The 21,657-nt window shown below is 65.0% G+C and carries 15 protein-coding genes; 7 read left to right on the top strand and 8 right to left on the bottom strand.

All coding sequences use genetic code 11. The features are described from left to right. Positions 1 to 4 precede the first annotated feature (4 nt). Positions 5 to 3,271 (top strand): hypothetical protein, encoded by a 3,267-nt coding sequence (locus H6718_22095; protein MCB9588115.1) that lies wholly within the window; start codon positions 5 to 7, stop codon positions 3,269 to 3,271. Between the two features lie 482 nt (positions 3,272 to 3,753). After that, complete coding sequence (locus H6718_22090; protein MCB9588114.1) at positions 3,754 to 5,121, top strand: hypothetical protein; 1,368 nt, start codon at positions 3,754 to 3,756, stop codon at positions 5,119 to 5,121. A gap of 77 nt (positions 5,122 to 5,198) precedes the next feature. Here H6718_22090 and H6718_22085 read toward each other — a convergent pair whose 3' ends face one another. The 3 genes from H6718_22085 to H6718_22075 all read right to left on the bottom strand — a co-directional run bounded on the left by H6718_22085 (position 5,199) and on the right by H6718_22075 (position 8,749). Further along, positions 5,199 to 6,965 (bottom strand): protein kinase, encoded by a 1,767-nt coding sequence (locus tag H6718_22085; GenBank protein MCB9588113.1) that lies wholly within the window; start codon positions 6,963 to 6,965, stop codon positions 5,199 to 5,201. 125 nt (positions 6,966 to 7,090) lie between these two features. Next, complete coding sequence (locus H6718_22080) at positions 7,091 to 7,846, bottom strand: hypothetical protein (protein MCB9588112.1); 756 nt, start codon at positions 7,844 to 7,846, stop codon at positions 7,091 to 7,093. A 45-nt stretch (positions 7,847 to 7,891) separates the two neighbouring features. After that, the gene (locus H6718_22075; protein ID MCB9588111.1) at positions 7,892 to 8,749 is read right to left on the bottom strand and encodes a hypothetical protein; all 858 of its coding nucleotides are present in this window, start codon (positions 8,747 to 8,749) and stop codon (positions 7,892 to 7,894) included. A gap of 135 nt (positions 8,750 to 8,884) precedes the next feature. Between H6718_22075 and H6718_22070 the strand changes: the two genes are divergently transcribed. Beyond that, a complete protein-coding gene (locus H6718_22070) occupies positions 8,885 to 9,925 on the top strand; it encodes a hypothetical protein (protein ID MCB9588110.1) in 1,041 nt (346 codons plus the stop codon). Positions 9,926 to 9,928: 3 nt separating this feature from the next. On the opposite strand, the gene H6718_22065 is transcribed toward H6718_22070, so the two are convergent. The 5 genes from H6718_22065 to H6718_22045 all read right to left on the bottom strand — a co-directional run bounded on the left by H6718_22065 (position 9,929) and on the right by H6718_22045 (position 15,625). Continuing rightward, positions 9,929 to 10,921 (bottom strand): RNA pseudouridine synthase, encoded by a 993-nt coding sequence (locus H6718_22065; GenBank protein ID MCB9588109.1) that lies wholly within the window; start codon positions 10,919 to 10,921, stop codon positions 9,929 to 9,931. Further along, positions 10,921 to 13,491, bottom strand: a complete 2,571-nt coding sequence (locus tag H6718_22060; GenBank protein ID MCB9588108.1) for a hypothetical protein — start codon at positions 13,489 to 13,491, stop codon at positions 10,921 to 10,923. Before H6718_22060 ends, H6718_22065 begins: the two co-directional genes overlap by 1 nt. A 93-nt stretch (positions 13,492 to 13,584) precedes the next feature. Then, a complete protein-coding gene (locus H6718_22055; protein ID MCB9588107.1) occupies positions 13,585 to 13,947 on the bottom strand; it encodes a hypothetical protein in 363 nt (120 codons plus the stop codon). 10 nt (positions 13,948 to 13,957) lie between these two features. Beyond that, the gene (locus tag H6718_22050; protein MCB9588106.1) at positions 13,958 to 14,398 is read right to left on the bottom strand and encodes a hypothetical protein; all 441 of its coding nucleotides are present in this window, start codon (positions 14,396 to 14,398) and stop codon (positions 13,958 to 13,960) included. Between the two features lie 627 nt (positions 14,399 to 15,025). Next, positions 15,026 to 15,625, bottom strand: coding sequence for a nucleotidyltransferase family protein (locus H6718_22045; protein ID MCB9588105.1), 600 nt, complete (start codon positions 15,623 to 15,625; stop codon positions 15,026 to 15,028). 143 nt (positions 15,626 to 15,768) lie between these two features. Here H6718_22045 and H6718_22040 point away from each other — a divergent pair, with 143 nt between their 5' ends. The 4 genes from H6718_22040 (at position 15,769) to H6718_22025 (ending at position 21,627) form a co-directional block, all read left to right on the top strand. Next, positions 15,769 to 18,060, top strand: a complete 2,292-nt coding sequence (locus H6718_22040) for a xanthine dehydrogenase family protein molybdopterin-binding subunit (protein MCB9588104.1) — start codon at positions 15,769 to 15,771, stop codon at positions 18,058 to 18,060. Next, positions 18,060 to 18,521 carry a (2Fe-2S)-binding protein gene (locus tag H6718_22035; GenBank protein ID MCB9588103.1) on the top strand — a complete coding sequence of 154 codons (462 nt, stop codon included), beginning with the start codon at positions 18,060 to 18,062 and terminating at the stop codon, positions 18,519 to 18,521. The genes H6718_22040 and H6718_22035 overlap by 1 nt, the downstream gene beginning before the upstream one ends. Next, positions 18,518 to 19,228: an Isoquinoline 1-oxidoreductase subunit gene (locus H6718_22030; protein ID MCB9588102.1), complete on the top strand. Its 711-nt coding sequence runs from the start codon at positions 18,518 to 18,520 to the stop codon at positions 19,226 to 19,228. Before H6718_22035 ends, H6718_22030 begins: the two co-directional genes overlap by 4 nt. A 497-nt stretch (positions 19,229 to 19,725) precedes the next feature. Beyond that, positions 19,726 to 21,627 (top strand): potassium transporter Kup, encoded by a 1,902-nt coding sequence (locus tag H6718_22025; GenBank protein MCB9588101.1) that lies wholly within the window; start codon positions 19,726 to 19,728, stop codon positions 21,625 to 21,627. Positions 21,628 to 21,657: the final 30 nt, after the last annotated feature.

Genomic DNA, 21,657 nt, shown 5'->3' with positions numbered 1-21,657 from the left:
AGCCATGAAGAGTCACGCAACGCGTCCGCGTCTGTTCCGTCGCTTCATCAGCACCGCCATCGGCGTGCTCTCAGTGAGCGCGCTCGCGCTGACCGCCGGGAGCTGCGGTCAGCAACCCGAGGGCCTCGCGGAGGCACCCCCTTCGCACACGCAAGTGAAGATGGACTTCTTCCATCGTCCGCTGCCGGAGCTCGCGCTGCCGAACGACATCGCCACGCGCTACGACGAGACATCGCCAACCCGTCGCCGCATCAACGCCTCGATGGTCGCTCCCACGGGCTTCGAAGAGCGCATCCGGCAACGCCTCGACCGCATGGATGGCTGGGGCGTGCTGATGCCCATCGTCGTCCCCTTCACCGGGCCCATCGACATCCAGAGCGTGGTCAGCCGTCACGACGACGTGGACTACGCGACGGACGACGACGCGATCTATGTGATCAACATCACGCCGAGCTCGAAGCACTACGGCGAGATCCAGCACCTGGACATCGGCAACGGGAACTACCCTGCCGTGCTGGAGCGCCAGGAACTCTACTGGAAGAACGACCCGCGCCGCGCGTCCGTCTCACTTTTCTATGAGGAGGCGGATGAGGACACGAATCGCAACGGGCGACTCGACGCCGGGGAAGATGCAAACGGCAACGGCGTGCTCGACTCGGGCGAGGACACGAACGGCAACGGGGTGTTGGATCCGCCTGAGGACACCGACGCCGACGGTCTGCTCGACAGCCCGAATTACCGCCCGGGCACGCGCCCAGCGGCAGACAACCTGGCGGGTCGGGCTGATGCCCTGATGACGTTCTACGAACGTCAAACGAACACACTGATCGCCCGACCGCTCGTGCCCCTCGAGGACCACACTCGCTATGCGGTGGTCGTCACGCGGCGCATCTTGGACGTCAACGGCGAACCCGTCGGGTCGCCATACCGCACCATCAATCACAATGGCCAGACCGCAGAGCTTCAGCCGCTGCTGAAGGTGCTACCGAAGGGCATCACGCTCTCCGACATCGCCTTTACGTACTCCTTCACCACGCAGACAATTCGCGCGGATTGGCAAGCGGTGCGCAACGGCCTGTACGGCGAAGGCCCGCAGGCACACCTCGCAACGGACTTCCCTGCAGAAATATCCAAGCTGTACCCAATGCGGGACGCGGATGCCTTCCCAGGCATGAAGAAGCCGCAACTGCTCTACGGTGAGGTGTGGAAGCCCGCGCTCGAGGCGATTCAGCAGCAGTTCAACGGCGCCGACCCTGGTGTCGAGCTGCAGGAGCTGATCGATGGCACCTACAACATCGACTACTACAGCATCGGCTCTTATGTCTCACCTCAGCTATTCCCGAAGTACGACAGCGACGGCAAGGAGCTCCCGCTAGACGACCAGGTGTGGCCCGAAGACCTGAGCACCAAGAAGGCGCCCGGATACGGCGAAGACGTCTACTTCACGCTATCCATCCCGCGCAAAGAAGTTTCCGCACGTAAAGACGGGAAGCAGGTGCCCGTGATCTTGCTGGGGCACGGCTACACGGGTAATCGCTTCGACGTCCTGTCGTTCTCAAGCTTCTTTGCACGCCATGGCTTTGCGGTGCTGGGCATCGATGGCCCATCTCATGGACTCAGCCTAAACAGCACCGAGCAGCTCCTCGCACGTGGCCTGCTGAAGGGCTACGGCATCGAAGCGGCCGGCGACGCGCTGCTCCTGGATCGCGCGCGAGATCAGAACAACGACGGCACCAAGGACAGCGGCGCCGACTTCTGGACTTCATACCTCTTCCACACCCGAGACATGGTGCGCCAGTACGCCGTCGACACGATGCAGCTCGTGCGCATCCTGCGCGGCTTCGATGGCAGCGCAAAGTGGGCACACGACACGAACGGCGACGGCCAGCCTGATCTGGCTGGCGACTTCGACGGCGACGGCAGCGTCGACATCGGTGCGGACTCGCCGCTGTTCTACTTTGGTGGCTCCTTGGGCGGCATCATGGCCATGGTCAACGGCGGGGTGGAGCCAGGCATCGACGCGATCGCGCCCGTGTCTGGTGGCGGCGGCTACGCGGACCTGGGACCGCGCTCCACTCAGAGCGGCGTGCCCGAAGCATTCATCTTGCGCGTGATGGGCCCGCTCTTCGTCGGGACGACGGACCCAGACACCGGTGAGATGGCGCTCGAGACCATCGTGGCCGACTTGAACGACGACGCCACATATCCCATCGCCACGATTTCCGGCGTGAAGCCTTGGGACACCATGGTCGTGATCAACCAGCGGAACGGCAAGCGTCGCTGCGCCTTCGTCGAGCCGAGCGGCATCGTCCGCGCTTCGAATGAGACCGACGTCGGCGATCCGATACGCATCGAGTTCTACGCCGGTCCTCAGGTGTTGCCGAGTGAGGACTGCGAGCTGCGTGAAGGTGCCGAGCCCTACCGCGTGGTGGAGCAGTTCGAGAAGGAGTTCAACTTCCAGGAGACGATTCATTCCCCTGGGGAACCACTCGTCGCGCTCATGGAGGGACTTGGCTTGCGCCGTGGGCACCCGGACTTCCGCCGCTTGAGCGGCCTCAGCCAGATGATCCTGGATCCCAGCGACCCTGCGGTGCTCGCGCAATACTGGCAGCGGGAGCCGCTGGTCTACAGCGCCACTGGGGAGCAAACAGGCACGCACGCATTGATCATCACCACGATGGGTGACACCGCCGTGCCCGTTAGCGGCGGCATCCTGGTGGGTCGCTCCTCAGGCATTGTTCCCTATTTGGAGAACGACCCACGCTTCGGCGAGCCTGCCAACCAGCACTACATCGACACCTACACCACCGAAGGGGTGAACACCCTCAAGCGCTACACCGATCCACAAGGAAACGGCGTTCACCTCGACATCGAGAACTTCAGCGGTGGTAACGACCTGTACGGCTCCGCTATCCCGCGCGCCGAGGTACCCATGCACATCGGCTTCGAGGGGCAGGACCTGCTAGGGGGCAAGTCGGCGCACATCGTTCCGTACACCCGCCCCGAAGGCCAACACGGCTTCGACAAGCCGGGCTGGACCGCCGATCAGCTGATCAAGCGCTGCCTGAGCGAGTGCACCGAGACCGGGGACGACCCGTGCGGCTGCAGTAGTCAACGCACCTTCGACATCGGCTACTTCATGCTCAACATGGTCGCGCAGTACTTCAACTCCGGCGGGCAAACGCTGTCATCCGACCTCTGCCTGTCGCGCAACGACTGCGCCTTCATCCCGCCGATCCCGGCAGCCCGCAATACAGACGAGCTAGAGTAGCCCGAGCATATCCCCACGGATTTGGGGGTGAGGCACACCGTATATCAAGGGTGACAGACCGCGCCCAAACTCGTGGCCGTGCACACCCCCAAACCGAAGCTCGCGCAGGCAAGGCGCCCCCCCGAGACCCCGCGGATCCACCGGTCGCTGAACCGGCGCTGGTCGCTGAAGTCCGCTGCAGCCAGCGGCAGAACCCAAGACAAAGACTACGAAAGCTTGACGCATGACGCCGAGGGCCATGGCAAGTCGTGCGCCGAGCATCGCCTAGTGGTGCTCGGATTCTGTTCCGAGTTGTGATCGCAGTTCTAGATCGCCAACACTCATAGATTCCACCCGGCAGGCAGTGCCGAGACCTGGAGGCGATGTAGGATGAATCTCCACTTGCGACGGTTTGAGTCACGGGCCCTGGCCCGGGCCCGTGATGCAAGTCCGAGCGGAAACGCCAGCGCGGCGGGCACCCTGAGCAGCGCGGGCGGGACTCAGTGAGGACGCTTCACGCGGCGGTCAGTCTCACCGCAATCGTCGTGGCCTTCGGGTGCGGTCGCACAACCGAACTGGGCTCTGACAACACCGGCAGCGGAGGTACGGGTGGCGGCGGAAACGGCAGCAGCACCGCAGGTGCAGGTGGGGGTGAGGAAGCGCTGGGGACACGCTTCTGGGAAGACACGGAGGGCGATTTGGCGTGCCCCACCGTAGGCCGGCCCGATAAGTCGCAGCGCCCAGCTGAGAGCGGTGGCGGCAACATGACCCTCTACTTGGGCATGGATACCCTCGACCTCGGGAGCAACAGTCCAGACATCGACCTCGTGACCTGGAAACAGGTGGGCTTCAACTTGGACCTCGGCTGCAACGCCGCAAGTTGGCCAGAAAATATCCTCACGGATTCACAACAAGGCACCTGCCCCAAGCTCCGGCAACGCGCCTGCAAGAACGAATTTCAGAACGTTTACGACGGCGACTACTGTCGCGACAACGCCTTGGGGGCGTTACTCGGGCTCGTCGCGCAGTCACCCATCGTGGGCGCGCCGTTTCGCTTGACCGGCGACGACTGGAACTGCGCGCTGCACAAGGGCGCGATGAGCATCCTGTTCAAGATCAGCGGCTACAACGGGCTGCCCAACGACGCGGCGGTGCGCCTCGATGTCTACTCGAGCACTGGTGTCACCGAGCCGGCCAACTGGCTGTGTCGCGCAGGGGAGGCGAACAGTGATCTGCTAGACCCGTTGTGGCGCGAGCAGGCGCCACAACCGGCGACCAAGCAATGGCAAATCTCGCGCCGGGACGTCCGCGCCGGCGCACAGATCCCGCCGGCTGGCGACTTCCCGGAAAGCAAATGGTCAGACGCAACCGCCTTCGTGCGCAGCGGCTGGTTGATCGCGGAGTTGCCAGACAACACCGAGATCTGGCTCAACGGACTCAACGCGGAGACATCCGGCTTCCGCTTCGTCTTGAATAACGCGCTGCTCGCAGCGCGCCTCGAGCAAGACCCCGCGACCGACCAGTGGCGCTTCAGCGAGGCTACGCTGGGCGCGACCGCAAAGCCCGGAGATCTCATCACCAGCTTTCGGGAACTCGGCTACTGCGAAAACCTGTGCGACTCGTACACCACGACCCTCGGCTATCTAAACCAGCAGGTCGACATGCTCTCGAGCACCCACGACGCGGTGCCCGACGCGACGTGCGACGCACAGTCTTTCGGCATGGCTTTCACCGCAAGGAGCATCTCACCCGGCCCCGTCGTGGACGTGCCGGCCCCCCCGGACGTGAGCGGCGGCAAGTGCGGTACCCCACGGAACCCAGATGTTCCGCCGCCAGGTTGCGGATGCGTACCAGGCGGAGCTTGCGAGTGAGAGCATCTCCAAGTTGCAGCTGTGAGCCAGCGGGTGGCTGCACACAGCTCACCCCCTGACTCGAGGCTCCTCGGCGCTTACTTGCAGGTCTTGACTGCGGCGTTCAAGGCGCCGCTGCCAGCGCCCATTGCGTTCGCGGCGCCCACGATGCCCTTGGCGGCCGAACAGTTGCCGTTGAAAGCTGCCGCGCGCGCGGCATTGGGAGCTGAAGCGCGCACCTTGGACTGACAGGTCGCCTTTTTGCCGGCGTCCGTGCACTGGCGATAGTAGTTCGCCGCAGCAGCGGGGCTGCTCGAGGCGACCGCGATGCATTGATCACAGGCCGCGGCGTTGCCCGCTGGCTTGGTAGACGTGGGCTGAGAGGTGGGCTTGCTGGTTGCGGTTGGCTCGCTGGTGGGCTCCGCGGTGGCGCTGGAGTCAGGCTCAGTGCTGCCACCCCCGCCGCTGCCCGTCGCCGGCGGGTTCTCCGGCTTCACCTCGGTGGCCGAGCTGCCAGCCGTAGGTCCACCCGCGTCCGACTCGGTGAGCTGAATGCCCGTTGGGCCGTCGTCTCCGCCGCTGCGTGCGATCAACACGCCTGCGATCGCCAAACCCAGCACACCCATGACCGCGACGAGGCCGATCACCAGCCCCTTGTTGCCACCGCCCTGCTGCGCCTGCGTCATTGGCGGTGGCGGCGGCAGCACAGCGGGAGCGACTGGACCGCCCATGCCTGGACCGCCCATGCCTGGACCGCCCATCGGAGGACCACCCATCGGAGGACCACCCATCGGAGGACTCGGCGGCCCAGCGTTCATGGCGCCGAAATCGGGCGCCGCTGCCATCGCCGCGGTGTGCGCGCTTCCAGCGTCTTCGCCCCCGGAAATCGGAGCGTGCTCCACGGTGAGTCCACCACCGCCGGACAGCTCGGAGAAGAACTCCACGGCCGTCCCCTGACGCTCCTCGCGGTCCTTGGCCAAGGCGCGCATGATCGCCGCCTTCATGTTTGGCGGCGCGGAGACATGCTGCGCCGAAGCCTCGAACGGCGTGGGCTGCGCGGTCATGTGCTTCGTCGCCCACTCCCAAGGAGTGTCCGCGTCGAAGGGCAACTTGCTGGTGAGCATCTCGTAGGCCATCACGCCGAGCGAGTAGATGTCACTGCGCTGATCGAGCTCTTTGCCGGTGAACTGTTCCGGGCTCATGTAGGGCGGGGTGCCTAGCACCATGCCCTGCTGAGTGAGCTTCGCTTCCTTCTGTGCGTCAGCCGATTCACTCCGCGCGGCAATACCGAAGTCGAGGACCTTCACGAAGTCCTTCTCTCCGGCGCGCGTGGTGAGAATGACGTTCTCCGGCTTCAGGTCGCGGTGGATGACGCCCTGCTTGTGCGCCTCGTCGAGTGCGCCGCAGATCTGCTTCATCACCTTGAGCACACGCTCGGGAGGCATCGGCCCCTCCTCGACGATCTTGTCGAGGGGTGAGCCGGACACGAACTCCATCGCGATGTACAACGTGCCGTCGGGCATCGACCCGAAGTCGTAGAACTTGATGGTGTTCGGGTGTTCGAGCTGGGCAACCGTTCCACACTCGCGGTGGAAGCGCGCCAGAACCGACGGGTCCTTGCTCAGGTGAGCGTGCAACGTCTTGACGGCGACCTTGCGCACCGTCGAGCCCATCTGCTGCTCACCCAGGTAGACGATGCCCATGCCGCCTTCACCCAGCACCCGGGTGATGCGGTAGCGGCCTCCGACGACTTGCCCGACGAGAGGGTCTTCACCCTCGTCGTGCTGGGCCGGGAGGATGGCTCCGCAACCCGCGCAAAACCGCGCACCGTCTATGTTTTCGTGGTCGCACGCCTCGCACTTCATGGCGCGCGTAGCGTGGCACGGTTGGCGGTCAAAAGGCCACTGTCTCGAGGGAAAGGCTCCAGCGACACTAAAAACTCGGGCGTCTCGATATTCACGGGCTTGAGACGCTGAGACGTACGAATCCCCTATGGGGTCTTCTTTGGCTGACTTCCGGGCTTGGTTCCCGCCTCAGGTGTTACTGAAGCGTCAGCGCCTGCGTCCTCCGCCTCGTGCGGCTGTTTCGTGTCCTCGGTTGCAGGTGCCGGGGGTTTGAGCGACGCCTCGACCGGCGGCAAAGGCGAGTCCGGCGGCCACGGAAGCGAGCGCTGAGTGCCGGTGGCGCGGTCGATCAGCACGGCACGAGTCGCCCGTGGGCTCGCCGGAACTCTCACCGAGAGAAACACGTCTGCGCCCGCTGCGAGGCTGGGCGGCTCATGCAGCGGCTTGCGTTTCCCGCTGGGTGGTTCCTCTGCGGCGAGCATCGGGAAGTCGAACCGCACCCGCTCCACGAGCTCGCGTCCAATCCAGAGCTCGATGGCGAAGCGCCCCATTCGGCGATCCGTCACCACCGGTTTTGGGTAGATGAGCTTGCGTACTCGCTCGACGCTCACCTCACCGCCCACGTAGTGCAGCGTGTACTCCCACTGATCCTTCAAGCTCAGGGGTTCAGGATCGGGAGCCGTCTCGCTCGGCACCTCGGACTCCGCCGCGGCTTCGGTGCCAGCGTCGAGGAGCAGCTCCACCGGTTTGGGATCCCCCGTGCCTTCGGCGATGTGATGGTCCACGGTCAACCCCGGTGCTTCCACCTGATCATCCACGCTCCGCGTCCCTGGCCGCGCCGCGCACGCACTCACCACTCCCAGCGCGGTGAGTGCTGCAATCCCTGCTCGAAGGCGAATCACGCGGACTCCGTGTCACGCCCTGCCCAGCGAGTCCAGGCAGCAGCGTCAGTCACATAGGAAACAGCCGCTAGGCCACTTACCGCGATCGCAGGTGCGTCGGCCAAACGTCCCGTCGCCGCAAGGACAGGCTTGAGTCTGACCATCGACACACGTCAAGCGCGGCTTGGCCTTGGGTTTGGGACAGTCGCATGCGGTCCAACCCTTGGGTTCACTGCACGTCTTGCTGCCCTTCACACCACCCGGACAATCGCACTCGGACGCCACTTCGCCCCGGCACACGCTCGCGACGACAAACAAGCTTGCACGATAGAGGACGCCAAACTTGTGATCGGGAAACGTGTCGTGAAGGCGGATCTCGACGTTTTCCGTCACCTTCGGAGTCAGCTCGATGCTGGTCGCCCCAGCGGGCACGTACTTCCACTCTCCCCAGTCGCTGTCGGGCTTGCCCGAAGGCACCACCGTCACCCAGTGCTTTCCAGATGCAGGATTCACCGGCTGGTTGAAGGTGAGTTTGACGGAGTCGAACTCGTTGATGGCAATCTTGTCCAGGGTGAAGCTCAGCGCCGGTGCTGCTGGGCAGTCACACTTGCTCCAGCCGACGGCTTCATCGCAAGACTGCATCCCAGTCTTCCCGCCTCCACAGTCACACGGAGCAGCGGCGCCATTCGGAGCGCACTTCTTTTCGGCGGTGGTCGCAGCCGCCACCGGCGCATTTCCCTGAGGATTTTCAGCAACGGGTGTCGCTGGCTCGGCAGGCAGCGGCGCCTGCTGCTCACTCTTGCAGGCGAGGAGCGCCGCGAGCAAGACCACAAGGCTCCCGGCCAGAGCATGCCCCCCAAGCAACTCACCCGAATTCGAAGCCCGAATGCCCGGCTCAAGTCGTCTGCGAGGCGCGCGTGTCATCCCGTTAGGTTATCCGAGTCGTCCCGAGCCTTCAGCTAGGATAAGCTTGCGGGGATGCGTTCTGCGCGCTCCAGTTCCTATGACCGAAGCCGGAGGGCGGACGACTTCGCGCGCGCTCGCCCTACGCTGGGTCGAATGACCCTGTGGGTCGCCATAGGCTGCACCTGCCTGGTGGCGTGCGGAAACAATGAACACTTGTCGCCGATCGGCTCCACTGGCGGTAGCGGCAACGCGGGCGGCGCCGGCGCAGGCACTGGGGGTAGCTCCGCCGCAGGCGGTGGCGGTGGCGGTAGCGGCGGCAATAGCGGCAGCAGCGGTACCGCCGGAGCGGCGGGCAACGGGGGCACGGGTGGTGTCACACCGCTCGTCACCTTCGATCCGAATCGCGTCTACGTGCAAGGCACGGCACTCGAAGGGGATTGCAGCACCTGGATCGTGGCCCTACCGGAGTCCCCCGGCGACATCAACGGAACGTTTCCGTGCGCGAATGAACAGCTCGCGATCCGCGGGGAGGACGGCGCGCTCGCCTACGCAGTTACTTCGGGCGACTACCGACTCTGGGAGACGGACTTCGTCTCGAGCGGCTTTCCACCGGCGCCAGAGACCAACGACATCCCTCTGCGTGCTCCCACCGGCTGCGAAGTCACGGAGGAGTTTTTCCAGGTCGCTAGCACCGACCGGGTCGTGCGCTGCGAGGACGGCCGCGTGATGTCCGCAGCCGGAGAACTGGATCTCCAGGGAGACAGCCTGCTCGCGGTCGGCAAAGACGACGTGCTCCTCACCACGAACCAGACCGCGTTTGCCTTACGCAAGGACGCCGCAGTGACCCCCGTCGAGCTTGGCAGCTTGAGCGTGACGCCAGTGGACGTCGAGCACGTCCGCGCATTTGGTGATGGCTTTTTGCTCCTGAAGCGGCCCCAAGCGAGCACACCAGCGCCAGCGCTCCAAATCGCGCCCGACGGCTCCGTGACGCAGTTGGGCGATTACCCTGCGGTAATTGGAACGACCGTGCTGGCCACGTGTCGGCTCGAACCGAGTGGAGTGGCCATCTGCTTGGGCTTCAACGACGGAACGGCGTCGGTGCTGCGCTTTGACCCGCAAGGCACCTCGGAGGTCGTGTACCAGCAGGCGCCCGGGTTCTTCTTGGAAAGCGCCCACCTCTTTACGGGTCCCTAGTCGCTAGAAGTCGTCCAGACTCGCGGGTTCACCGCCAAAGGCGCTCCACCAACGCTCGAGGATTGGGGGGGGAGGGCAGTCTACGCGCCAGGTGCTGCCCGCGTGTACCACGCTGACCCCCAGCGCATGCAACCCAATACGCTCAAACTCGAACACATTGCCACGCGGTAACGTCACCGCAGCTGCCCCACCATACAAGCCATCTCCAAGCAACGGCGCGCCGGCGTGGGCGCAGTGCACGCGGATCTGATGAGTGCGCCCGGTCTCCAGGCGAAAGCCGAGCCACACAGGTCGTAGCTCCAAGCGCTCGCGCCCGCGCCTCACCTGGAGCGCCGCGGCCGCCTCTGGCAGGCACTGCAACGTGCGATAGTGAGTCACCGCTGGCTTTGCGTCGCGCCCGCCAACGCGGCGCTTGCCGCGCTGGCTTCGCGCATCGGACACCGCACCAATGGCGCCGCGCCAGGTGCCGCTTTCAGGCTCCACGCCGTCGCCAACGATGCCAACGTAGCGGCGCTCGATGGCGCCCGAAGCCATCAGCTCCGCAGCCCGTTTCCGCGCTGTCTCAGTCGTGAGCAGCATCACGCCACTGACTTGAGCATCCAAACGGCTCAGCGCATGCAGGCGCTGCCCAAGCGATCCTTCCAGGCGCTCCAGGACCGAGTCGTTGCTACGTTGATCCGGCTCCGACGCGAGGCCGCTCGGCTTGTACACCGCCAAGAGCCCCCAGCGCTCATCCAGCACGCGCGGCGCCTCGTCCGTGTTCTGCGCGGGCGCACCAAGCTCCAGACGTTGCCCTGGGGTAATAGTGCTCGTAAGCTCCGTTCCCTCAGCCAAGCGGCGTCCTTCAAGAAACACCCGCCCCTCGAGCAGTGCTACCCGGAGCGCGTCGCCGTTGCTGCCCTCGCCTCCGTCAAGCTCCCCAGCCGCTTGCAGCAGCTCTTTCAGTGCGACTTCCAGCTGCACGGCACGCGTCGCCGTGAGTCCGCGGCGCGCCATCAAGCCTCGAGGCGCTCGACGACCCCGCGGGCTCCGTCCACCCGCAAGAGCTCGCCGTCACTGAGCGTCGCAAACGCGTCGCGCACACCGACCACGCAGGGCACATCCAGCTCGCGCGCCGCGAGGGTCAAATGACTGAGCGGTCCACCGATCTCGACGACCAACGCACCCGCCTGGAGCAGATCCGGAACCAACCCCAAGTCGGCAGCGCGCGCGACCAGGATCTCTCCACGCTCGAGCGGGGCTTGAGAAGACAACAGGGAGTGCACTAGCCGCGCCTTGCCCGTCGCAACACCCGCGCCTCCAGGCAAGCCGCGCAGCACCGTACGGGATGCGGGGGGCACGGCCTGGAGCGGGGGACCGCCTACGAAGAGCCTGGGAGGATCTGGCCGTGCCAGCTGGGCAGCGTGCTCAGCCTGACGGAGCGCTGCAACCGGCCCCAGGTCTGCCCGCACGCTGGCCAGCGCCGCCCTCAGCTCGGGATACGTGAGATAGAAAGCTCCATCCGTCGGGAAACGGGGGTCCAAGCGCATCAGGCGGCGCCCCGCATCCTGCACTACGATGCGCAACATGCTCGCGGTGCGCGCCAGCCACACGCGCGCGCGCTCGCGCAGCTTGGCGAAGCGTCGGTAACGAGCGATCAGGCTACGCGCAGCGACGCGCTCGACGTAGGGCAAGCGGTCTTCGACTCGGTCGAGCTCCGCGTCCGCTCGCGCGCGCACCGCCTGCACGCGCTGGTCCACGCTGCGCGCTTGGTCTGGTGGCGGCAACTTGAGGAGCAACTGCACCAGCGCGTCCGACTGTTCCCGCCAGCGGGGAGCAGCAAGCTCCGCCTCGAAGCGACCTCGGTCGCCCAGCTCCGCCAGGAGCTCCTTGAGGCTCGCCGCAAGCGCCGGATCGGTTCCGTCGGGATCCAGCGTATCTTCCCCGGAGCGCAAGCCCTCTCGCGCGCGCAGCACCGCGCTGGCCGGGCCAAGTGTATCTAACCCCCCAACCCCCGAGGTGAGCGCCTGAGCAATCGCCTCTGCTTGCGCCGGCCAGCTACGAGCGAGCACCGTCTTCAAGGCGACGTACGCGATGAGCGTCGCAGAAGCGCAGCTCAAGAGCAGCTCGCTGGTGCGCCGAAAGAACTCGTGGGTCTCCGCGAGGGTCGTCTTCAGCGCGTCGTCGGGCAAGATCGCGAGATCCATCTCAACCAACCAGCGGCGCTGCTGCTCCGCCTGCTCCTCGAAGCGGGTGACGCTCTCCGCCAAGCGGCGCTGCTCGCTCACCAGCTTGGCGAGCACGATCGGTACACGCACGAAGCTCGGTGAACTGCCAGTGTCCGGCGCCAGCACCTCACGCTCTGCGCTCCCCATGATCTCGAGCAGGCTGGGTGTGTGGAGCGCCGGAAGCTGCGTGGCGACCTCGAAGAACACGGAGACGTTGAAGTAGACGCGCCCGTCGATGCGCGTCACCAACCGCTGACCCTTTGGCACCTTCAGGCCCGACTCGCGAAAGGCGTGAGCGAAGCCATCTTGAATCGTGGAGAACGCCACCGACCAGGTGAGTGGTGTCGCCACCCCTGGCAACACTTCGCCCAAGCTCGCGAGGGACCACACGGTGCCTGGTTCGCCACCATCGATCTGGGCGAGCCGGGTAGCCTCCCCTGCGTCCCAGACCAGCGGCCCCTGATCCGTCAGCAAGAAGCCGACGCTCTTCGCCTCGGCATCTCGCGCCACCAGCGTAGCGAGCTCGGCAAGCTGACTCACTGCTTCTTGCGGGAGCTCAGAGTCGCCGTCCCCCGCTGGCGCAGAACGCACCAATACGTTTCCGTATGGATCAAATCGCAGCACCCGTGCCGGGCGCACACCGTCGATAGGCGGCGGCTTCCAACCTGGCCAGTAGCGGACCACGCGAGTATCTGCGTGGGGTACGCCGTCTCCGGGGTCGCCTCCGCTGATCGCTACGCGGCCGCTATCCCGCGTCAGCATCGAGCCAGTGACGCTGGCGTCAGGCAACACTTGGATCACCACCGGCATCCCGAGGTCGCGCACCTTCTGTGAACGCAGGAAGGTCAGCGCAGCCTCGAAGCCGCACATCGCCCACACCCTCCGGATGGCGTCCGCAAGCGCCGTCGGCGAAGCGATGCCAATGCGTGTGTCGAGTAGACCCGCGTGGGCGGCAACCACTCGCGACACCGTTGGACTGCTACTCACGCTGATCCGCTGCGCAGCGTGCTGCCCGAAAGCTTCCCAGAACTCAGCCAGATCTGCGGCAACCTGCAAGGGCATGGGCGCCCTGAGCAAGCGACGGCTCGCGCGTGCCGCACGCTCGAGACCGCGGGGTCGATCGATCAGCCGCAAGAGTGACGCGGGGTCGTGTCCTGAAGGGAGCTCCGCCTCAACGACTTGATGGAAGACATCCGCGGGCAGCACCCACGTCGGCACCAACCCGACGCGACGTTGCTGACAGCGGAGGAGCTCCTCGACGCGCGACCCAACGTCTTCGCGCTTCGCCCCGGTCAGCTCACCAAGCGCGGTCAGCCGCGTCGGACGACGGCTGCGAGAGAGTGAGAGCGCGCGCGCCATGGCTCCCGAGATAGCAGGGAGTCGGCGCGCCCGGAACCTCCGCTGACACTGACATCATCTCGCGCTCCAGGAGCGCGAAGTAAAACCACAAACTCAGCCCGCAGAACCAGGCGATACGCCCGTCGCCCGTCGTACCAACTCAACCAAGACCGGATCGGTTTCCAGCTCTTGACGCAGACTCTGACGGACGAAGTCCAGCTGATCCGCGGGCAGCTTACCCTCGAGGTGGCTCACGGCTTCTTGCACGCGGGTGTCGAGGTACTGATCGATGCTGATCTCACCAGCCTCGAGACGACCAAGAGCTTCGCTCGCTTGGGTGCTGCCCACCTTCGAGGATGCCGCCGAACCGTCGACCTCAAATTCCTTGCCGCCGACGCCCTTCGGGCCTTTCGGCCCGCCAGGTCCCCCGACTCCGCCGGGCGGTAGCCCTCCCCCTCCGATTCCATCGATGCCCATGCTTCGCCCCTTAACGGATGTTCCCGATCGCGTTCTTCACCGTGTCGTGGCGCGCCTTGAGCACGTTGGACATGGCTGAGTAGGCCCGAGACTCGGCGGAGATGCGAGCCTGCAGACCCAAGTAGTACAAGTTTTGTTCGGCCTGGTGGTCAAGCGCGCTCTCGATTTGGGTGTGCTCGTCCTGCGTGACACTCCCACCAGCCGTACCGCTGGAGCCTTCAGCCGAGTTCGCCGCGCCAGCGCTGGGCTGCGCGGGAGTTGCTCGAACGGCGGCTGCTAGGATTGGCCCGCCAGGGAGCTGGCGTAGCGTCCCTTCTGCTCCACTAACGACGGCGCCGGCGCTAGCCTGCATCACCGCTTTGAAGGGACGCGCGGGCGGCGGAGTGGTGCGCGCCGCGGTTTGAGAAGGGGTCACGTTGGGGCGGGGCCCCGAATCGATGCGAGTGGTCATGAGCTTTTTTCGGCCTCCTGTTCAGGCTTGGCTCGGGTTTCGACCGGCTTCCCTCTAAGTTGCGGAAAAGATCGAAAACGGATCACTTTCCCCGCTCCGCCCTGGCTAAGTCTCGGTGGTTCCCAGCAAAACTCGCCAGGTCCCGGGCGGCGAACGGGCGCGTATGCGGGAACCCAAAAAACGGCTGAGCGAGGGCCGTGGCCGCAACCAGGCCCCGCGCAAAGAGTCACGGACCCTACGACCGCACGGTCACGTTCGAGCATCGGGGAAACACGCACGCCGCCCATAAGTTCCTCCCGGAAAGTGACTGACGCGACGTCGGCCTGCCTTGGGGCAACGCGCGTGGAGTCGCAAGAACACCGCTGGTCACCCAGTGCCAGTAGTAGTCATACCAACACCATCGGAAGTGGCTGCTGTGGCGGCGAAGGCGAGATCTGCTGCGGCAACGGTCCCACGTGCTTCGATAGCCTGAGCTGCGTAGACGGTACGTGCCAATAGGCTAGTGCAGCCCTCGTAGCGGAAGCACTCTCGGACGAAGGTACGGATCGAGCTCAGGCTGGAGACAGGGACTGTTTCCGCAGGGCTACATTGCCAATGGCACAACGCACTCGACGGCGAACACGCCGGCTAGAAAGCTGGCGGTTCCGCGCCGAGCGCCAGCAGGTCGTGGAGTTCGTCGGCGTCGTCGAGGATGCCTGGATCGTCGACGTCCAAGGACTCGAGGTGCGCCGCAAAGAATGGACGCGGGTCACTGCCTCTAGGCAGGCGCAAAAACTCAGCGAAGAGCCGCCGGTCAAGCACGTAGGGATGCCCGCCACGGCCAGCGTGGGTTGGTCGCAGCACGCCCGCTCCGCTCTCTCGCCAGTGAGCGATCAACTGGGCAACGGTCTCGCCCGTGACGCGGGGGTGGTCCACCAGCGACACCACGACCGCATCCGCTTCAGCCACCTCGGGAAGCATGAGCGCCGACGCGAGGGAGCTGGACATGCCGAGGTGGGGCGCTGGATTCTCACACAGCCGTGCGCCAGCTGGCATTGCCTCACGGATACTGGCTTCCAGCATCCCGCCGACCACCACGTAGACCGCAGCGCACCCCCCGTTGCGCAGCGCCGCACAGGCGCGTTGCAGGAGCGTTTCGCCGTCCAGCACCGCGAGCGCCTTGGGGAAGCCCGTACGCCGCGAAGCGCCCGCTGCGAGCACGAGACCCAACACGGGTCTTTCAGTCATGGCACTTTCCAAATGGTGCGCGCGAATTCGCCCCACTTGTGACTCGGAATCGATGGCGCCATAGCAGAGCGGTGGTGTAGCGTGGGCGTTCACGAGAGACCACTGCTGACTCAACAGCATCCTGATAGGCCAACGAGACCTGCGTGAGTTCCACTCCCTCGAATCCCCCGTTCCTGCATGTCGACGCGAAATTGCGCCGTCGCTCCTTCCTAGCCGGCGCAGGCGCGCTGCTGTTCGCCATCGCGCTCGAGGACGACGCGCTAGCAGGCGGCAAGTTGCCGGAAGGAAACAAGGACGCCCTGCTGTTCATTGGCGTTCAGCCGAACGGTAGCGTCGTACTGACGTGTCACCGCTCGGAGATGGGTCAACAAACCTGGACTGCGATGGCGCAGATCCTCGCGAACGAGCTCGACGCGGATTGGCAGCGAGTCCAGATCGTCCAGGCCGAAGGGCACCCGAAGTACGGCAACCAAAACACCGACGGCTCGCGCTCGGTGCGCCTCAACTTCGACCGGCTGCGCCTGGCTGGAGCGACGATGCGCACGATGCTGGAGCAGGCGGCCGCACAGCGCTGGAAGGTACCGGTCGGCGGCTGTACGGCGGAGCTTGGCTTCGTCGTGCATCGAGCCACCAAACGTAAGCTCGACTTCGGCGAACTGGTGGCGGCAGCGAACAAGCTTCCTCCGCCCGCTGCGAGTCAGGTCAAGCTGCGCGAGCGCAAAGCGTGGCGCTACCTCAGCAAAGACACCAAGTCCTTGACGATGCCGAGCATCGTCAAGGGTGAAGGCACGTTCGGGCAAGACGTGCAGCGTCCCGGCATGCTCTACGCGGTGATTGCGCGGCCCCCACAGGTGCTGGGGCGTCCGAAGCGAGTCGACGACGCGGCAACGCTAAAGACCGCTGGGGTGAAGCAGCTGGTGGAGCTCCCAAACCTCGAGGCCCCGGTCGGCTTCAAGCCGCTAGGCGGCATCGCGGTGATCGCGAAGGACACCTGGAGCGCGATCCGGGGCCGCGAAGCGCTCAAAGTCGAGTGGGAGGCGGGCCCCAACGCAAGCTACGATTCCAAGGCTTTCGAGGAATCACTGCTCCAAGCCGTGCGGAAACCAGGAAAGCTGGGGCGCAAGCGTGGGGACGTCGCCAAGGCGCTGAGCACGGCAGCGAAGCGCCTGGAGGCAGAGTACTACGTGCCTCACCTAGCCCACTCGGCGATGGAACCACCGGCTGCGGTGGCTGAGTGGGACGGTGACCGAGTCACTTGCTGGGGCTGCGGGCAGACTCCACAAAAGGCGCGGCAGACCGTCGCTCAAGTGTGTGGCGTGCCGGTAGAAAACGTGACCATTCACGTGACCTGGCTGGGCGGCGGTTTTGGCCGTAAGTCGAAGCCCGACTTCTTCGCCGAAGCAGCCTGGCTCGCCCGCAAGGTCAAGGCTCCGGTCAAGGTGGTGTGGACTCGGGAAGACGACTTGCAGCACGCCTATTACCACACGGTTAGTGCGCAGCGCTTGGAGGCCGGGCTCGATGCCTCAGGGAAATGCGTTGCGCTGCTGCATCGCACCGCATTCCCTCCCATCACCTCGACTTTCGTCGCGGGCGCCAAAGACGCGGACCCTGGCGACTTACGCCTGGGCGCTAGCGACACGCCGTTCGACGTACCCAACATCCAGCTCGAGAGCGGCCAGGCGGAGGCCCATATCCGCATCGGCTGGCTGCGCTCCGTGGCGAACATCTATCACGCATTCGCCGTGCAGAGCTTCGCGGCGGAGCTGGCTCATGCTGCTGGGCGAGATCCAAAAGACTACCTGCTCGAATTGATCGGCCCGCCGCGTACCATCGACCCCAATCAAGAGGGCGCGAAGTACGACAACTACGGCAGCCCACTCAAAGACTACCCCATCGATACCGCACGCCTCGCCAGCGTGACGCAAGAGGTCGCCAAGCTCGCCAAGTGGGGCCGCAAGCTGCCACCAGGTCACGGCTTGGGGATCGCCGCCCATCGCTCGTTCGTCAGCTACGTCGCGACGGTGGTCGAAGTCGCCGTCGACGATCAGGGGCGTCTGACCATGCCTGGTGTTTGGTCGGTCATGGACGCCGGAACGGTCGTCAACCCGAATCACTGCGAGTCGCAGCTCGAAGGTGGGACGCTCTTCGGGCTCTCCAACGCGTTGTTCGGCGAAATCACCGCCAAGAGCGGTGCCATCGTGCAAGCAAACTTCCCCAACTGGCGCGTGATGCGCATGAACGAAGCACCTCGTCACATGGAAGTGAAACTGATCGAATCGAGCGCGCCTCCTGGGGGCGTCGGTGAGCCGGCGACTCCGCCGGCGGCCCCGGCCTTGGCCAACGCGATCTTCGCGGCGACCGGCGTTCGCATCCGCCGCCTGCCGATCTTTGGCACCGATCGCGTCGATCGCTTGAACGTCGGGAAGCAGCACTGATGGCGATTCGATTGAAGGTCAATGGGAAGGTCCACGAGCTGGACGTCGCACCCGACACGCCGCTGCTTTGGGTGCTGCGCGACCACCTGGGACTAACGGGCACGAAGTTTGGCTGCGGCGTCGCGCAGTGTGGAGCGTGCACCGTGTACGTGGATGGCTCGCCGCGCCGGGCGTGTGTGGCGCCCGTTAGTTCCGTCGGGAATAAGCCAGTGACGACCATCGAAGGCCTCGAGGGGCCAGAGGCCGACGCCGTACGTGAGGCTTGGTTGTCGCTGCAGGTTCCTCAGTGCGGCTACTGCCAGTCAGGACAAATCATGAGCGCGGTGGCTTTGCTGAAGAAGCGGCCGGCACCAACTGACACTGACATCGACCATGCGATGACCGGCAACATCTGCCGCTGCGCGACCTATATGCGGATCCGCAGGGCAATCCAGGACGCCGCGGGAACCTTGAAGAAATGACGGCGCACAAGCGGATTGGTCCGCACAAGCTCAAGAGCCGACACCGTGCTTTCAGCGCGCTCCATCTTGCAGCGGTACTCAGCACCGCGTCAGTTGCCGCCGTGGCTGTTCAGGGCTGCGGTGAGCCTCCGCCGGTCAAGGAGGCACCTGCTTCCCCTCCCCCCCTACCCTCGGAGAAGGGACTGAAGGGCGTCGGTGAGTTTGCGCAGATTCAAGACCAGAGTCAGCGCTCGCTCGCGCTCTTCCAGGAGCTGGGCAAGGTGATCCTGAGCCCGCGCTGCGTGAACTGTCATTCGGCCAGCGATCGCCCCTTGCAGTCAGAGCAAGGCATCCCCCATCAACCCGCCGTCGTGCGCGGCGACGAAGGCTTCGGCGCGCCTGGGCTGCCCTGCTCGGCTTGCCATGGGGAAACAAACTTCCGCAACATGCCAGGGGCACCCAAGTGGAGCATGCCGCCACTCGAGATGGCCTGGCAAGATCGCACCCTCGGGCAGATCTGTGAGCAGCTGAAGGATCCAGCGAGGAACGGCGGAAAGTCCCACGCGGAACTGATCGAGCACATCAAGCACGACCCGCTGGTCGGCTACGGCTGGAAGCCGCCGGAGCAGCTCACGCCCGCCGCAGGCAGCCAGGCCCTGATGGGAGAGCTGTTCCAGGCCTGGGTCGAGAGCGGCTCGGTGTGTCCGCCCGCCAGCCCGAAGCCCTAATCCGCACGGAACCATGCGAGACCAGCTGGTAACGCTAGCTGGTCGCGAACTCGGGCGCACCGATAGCACGCGCGACCGAGACGTAAGCGCTGTCAACGCAATCCGGAGCCGCTGGCTGGCATACCAAACGGCCACAGCCTTGACAGTTGTGCTCGCTCGCTTGACGACACCCTGCGCGAGCGGTAGCAACAGAGGCTACCGTCTCACGGCGGAAACAACTGAACAGGACCGCGTCACTCCGACGCGAACAAGCCAACAAACACCAAACAATCAAACGCCGAATCCGAACGGTTCTGCGGCCCAAGCTTTGCAAACGCCAGCTCATGATGGCGCTGCTTGGTCGCTGTCCGGGAGGAGCCGGGTCCGGGTGCTGGTCGACGCTCAACGTTTGCCAGCTAGGGGAGAAGGCTCAGCTGAGCCAGGGGCACCTCGCCCCCATTCCGACACCCCGGGGGCGCTGCTCACGCGGCGCTCGACCTCGGTAGGAAGGAGAGGAAATGTCCAGCGAAGCCGCCTCAGCCGAGGCCTCAGATGCGCCAGCGCATCCACAAAGCCGTTTGTTGCCCCTCGCCCTGACTGCTCTGGGCGTCGTGTACGGCGACATCGGCACCAGCCCACTCTACGCCCTCCGAGAATGTTTCCACGGGGAACACGCCGTCGCGCCAACTCCTGACAACATCTTGGGGGTGCTTTCGCTGATTTTCTGGTCGCTGACCGTCGTGATCAGCATCAAGTATCTCGGCTATGTCATGCGCGCTGACAACCGTGGAGAAGGCGGCATTCTCGCGCTGATGGCGCTGGCCACTTCAACCGGCAAGCTCAAGCGTTACACCCGCGCAACGGTGCTGTTGCTCGGCCTCTTCGGCGCGGCTTTGCTGTACGGCGACGGCATGATCACGCCGGCGATCTCGGTGCTGAGTGCGGTGGAAGGCCTCGGCTCCTCGCCGAGCATGCAGCACCTGGTGATCCCGATCACGATTGGCATCCTCATCGCGCTGTTCGCCATGCAGAGCCGCGGGACGGCGGGCGTTGGTGCGATCTTTGGTCCGGTGACCCTGCTGTGGTTCATCGTGCTGGCGGTCTTGGGGGTGAGGGAGCTCATCACGAACCCGCGGGTGTTGTTTGCGCTCTACCCAGGCTACGCTCTCAAGTTCCTCTTTCACGAGTCCGGTCACGGCTTCCTGACCCTCGGCGCTGTTTTCCTCGTGGTAACGGGCGGCGAAGCGCTCTACGCGGATATGGGGCACTTCGGCGCCAAGCCGATTCGCTTGGTGTGGTTCAGCGTGGTGCTGCCTGCGTTGCTTCTCAACTACTTCGGTCAAGGCGCGCTGCTCCTGCGTCGTCCCGAGCTGGCCCACGATGTCTTTTACGCGATGGCGCCGAGCTGGGCGCTGTACCCGCTGATTGGACTCGCGACGTGCGCTACCGTGATCGCAAGCCAGGCGGTGATCAGCGGTGCCTTCTCACTGACTCGCCAAGCGAGCATGTTGGGTTTCTGGCCCCGTGTTCGCATTCTGCACACGTCAGCGAAAGAGATCGGACAGATCTACGTGCCCAGCATCAACTGGGTGCTGATGCTGGCAACCATCGGCTTGGTGCTGGGCTTCGGCAGTTCGTCGAAGCTGGCCGCGGCGTACGGCATTGCCGTGACCACGACGATGGTCATCACCACCTTGCTCGCCTACCTGGTGGCTCGCCATCGCTTTGGCTGGAGTCGCCTGGCTGCGGGCTCGTTGACCGTGCTCTTCCTGGTATTGGATATCGCCTTCTTCGGCTCCAACCTGGTGAAGGTGGCCCAAGGCGGTTGGTTCCCCTTGGCGGTGGCCGCGATGATCTTCATCGGCATGTCCACGTGGAAAACTGGACGACGCATGCTTGGCGAGCAGATGCAGGAGCAGATCATCCCGCTGGAAGACTTCTTCGAGATCATGCGAGTGGAGCTACCGACCCGCGTTCCGGGGACAGCGGTGTACTTGACCAGCTCGCCCGAAGGCACGCCGCCGCCGCTGATGTTCAACCTGGAGCACAACCGCGTGGTGCACGAGCAGGTGCTACTGCTCACCGTGCGCATCCACGAAGAGGCGCGCGTGAGTGAAGACGAGCGAGTCGAGGTCAGCGATTTGGGCAACGGCTTCACCCGCCTCGTCGCGCACTATGGCTTCATGGAAGAGCCTGACATCGTCGCGCTGATTGCCCGCGAAGACACGCCAACACCGCCGCTCCAGTACACGACGTTCTTCATGGGCCGAGAGACGCTCCTCGCCGAGCACCGCAAGGGCATGGCCAAGTGGCGAAAGCGCCTGTTCGCGTTCATGGCGCGCAACGCCCTGCGCGCGACGGCCTTCTTCAACGTTCCTCCGGATCGCGTGATGGAGCTTGGCGTGCAGCTGCGGTTGTAGCGGAGTGATTGTAGGCGCCCGGGCTAGGTG

The organism is Polyangiaceae bacterium (assembly GCA_020633205.1).
Classification (GTDB): domain Bacteria; phylum Myxococcota_A; class Polyangia; order Polyangiales; family Polyangiaceae; genus JAHBVY01.
Note: the sequence above shows the minus strand (reverse complement) of the source record. Positions and strands in the feature narration are given on the sequence as shown.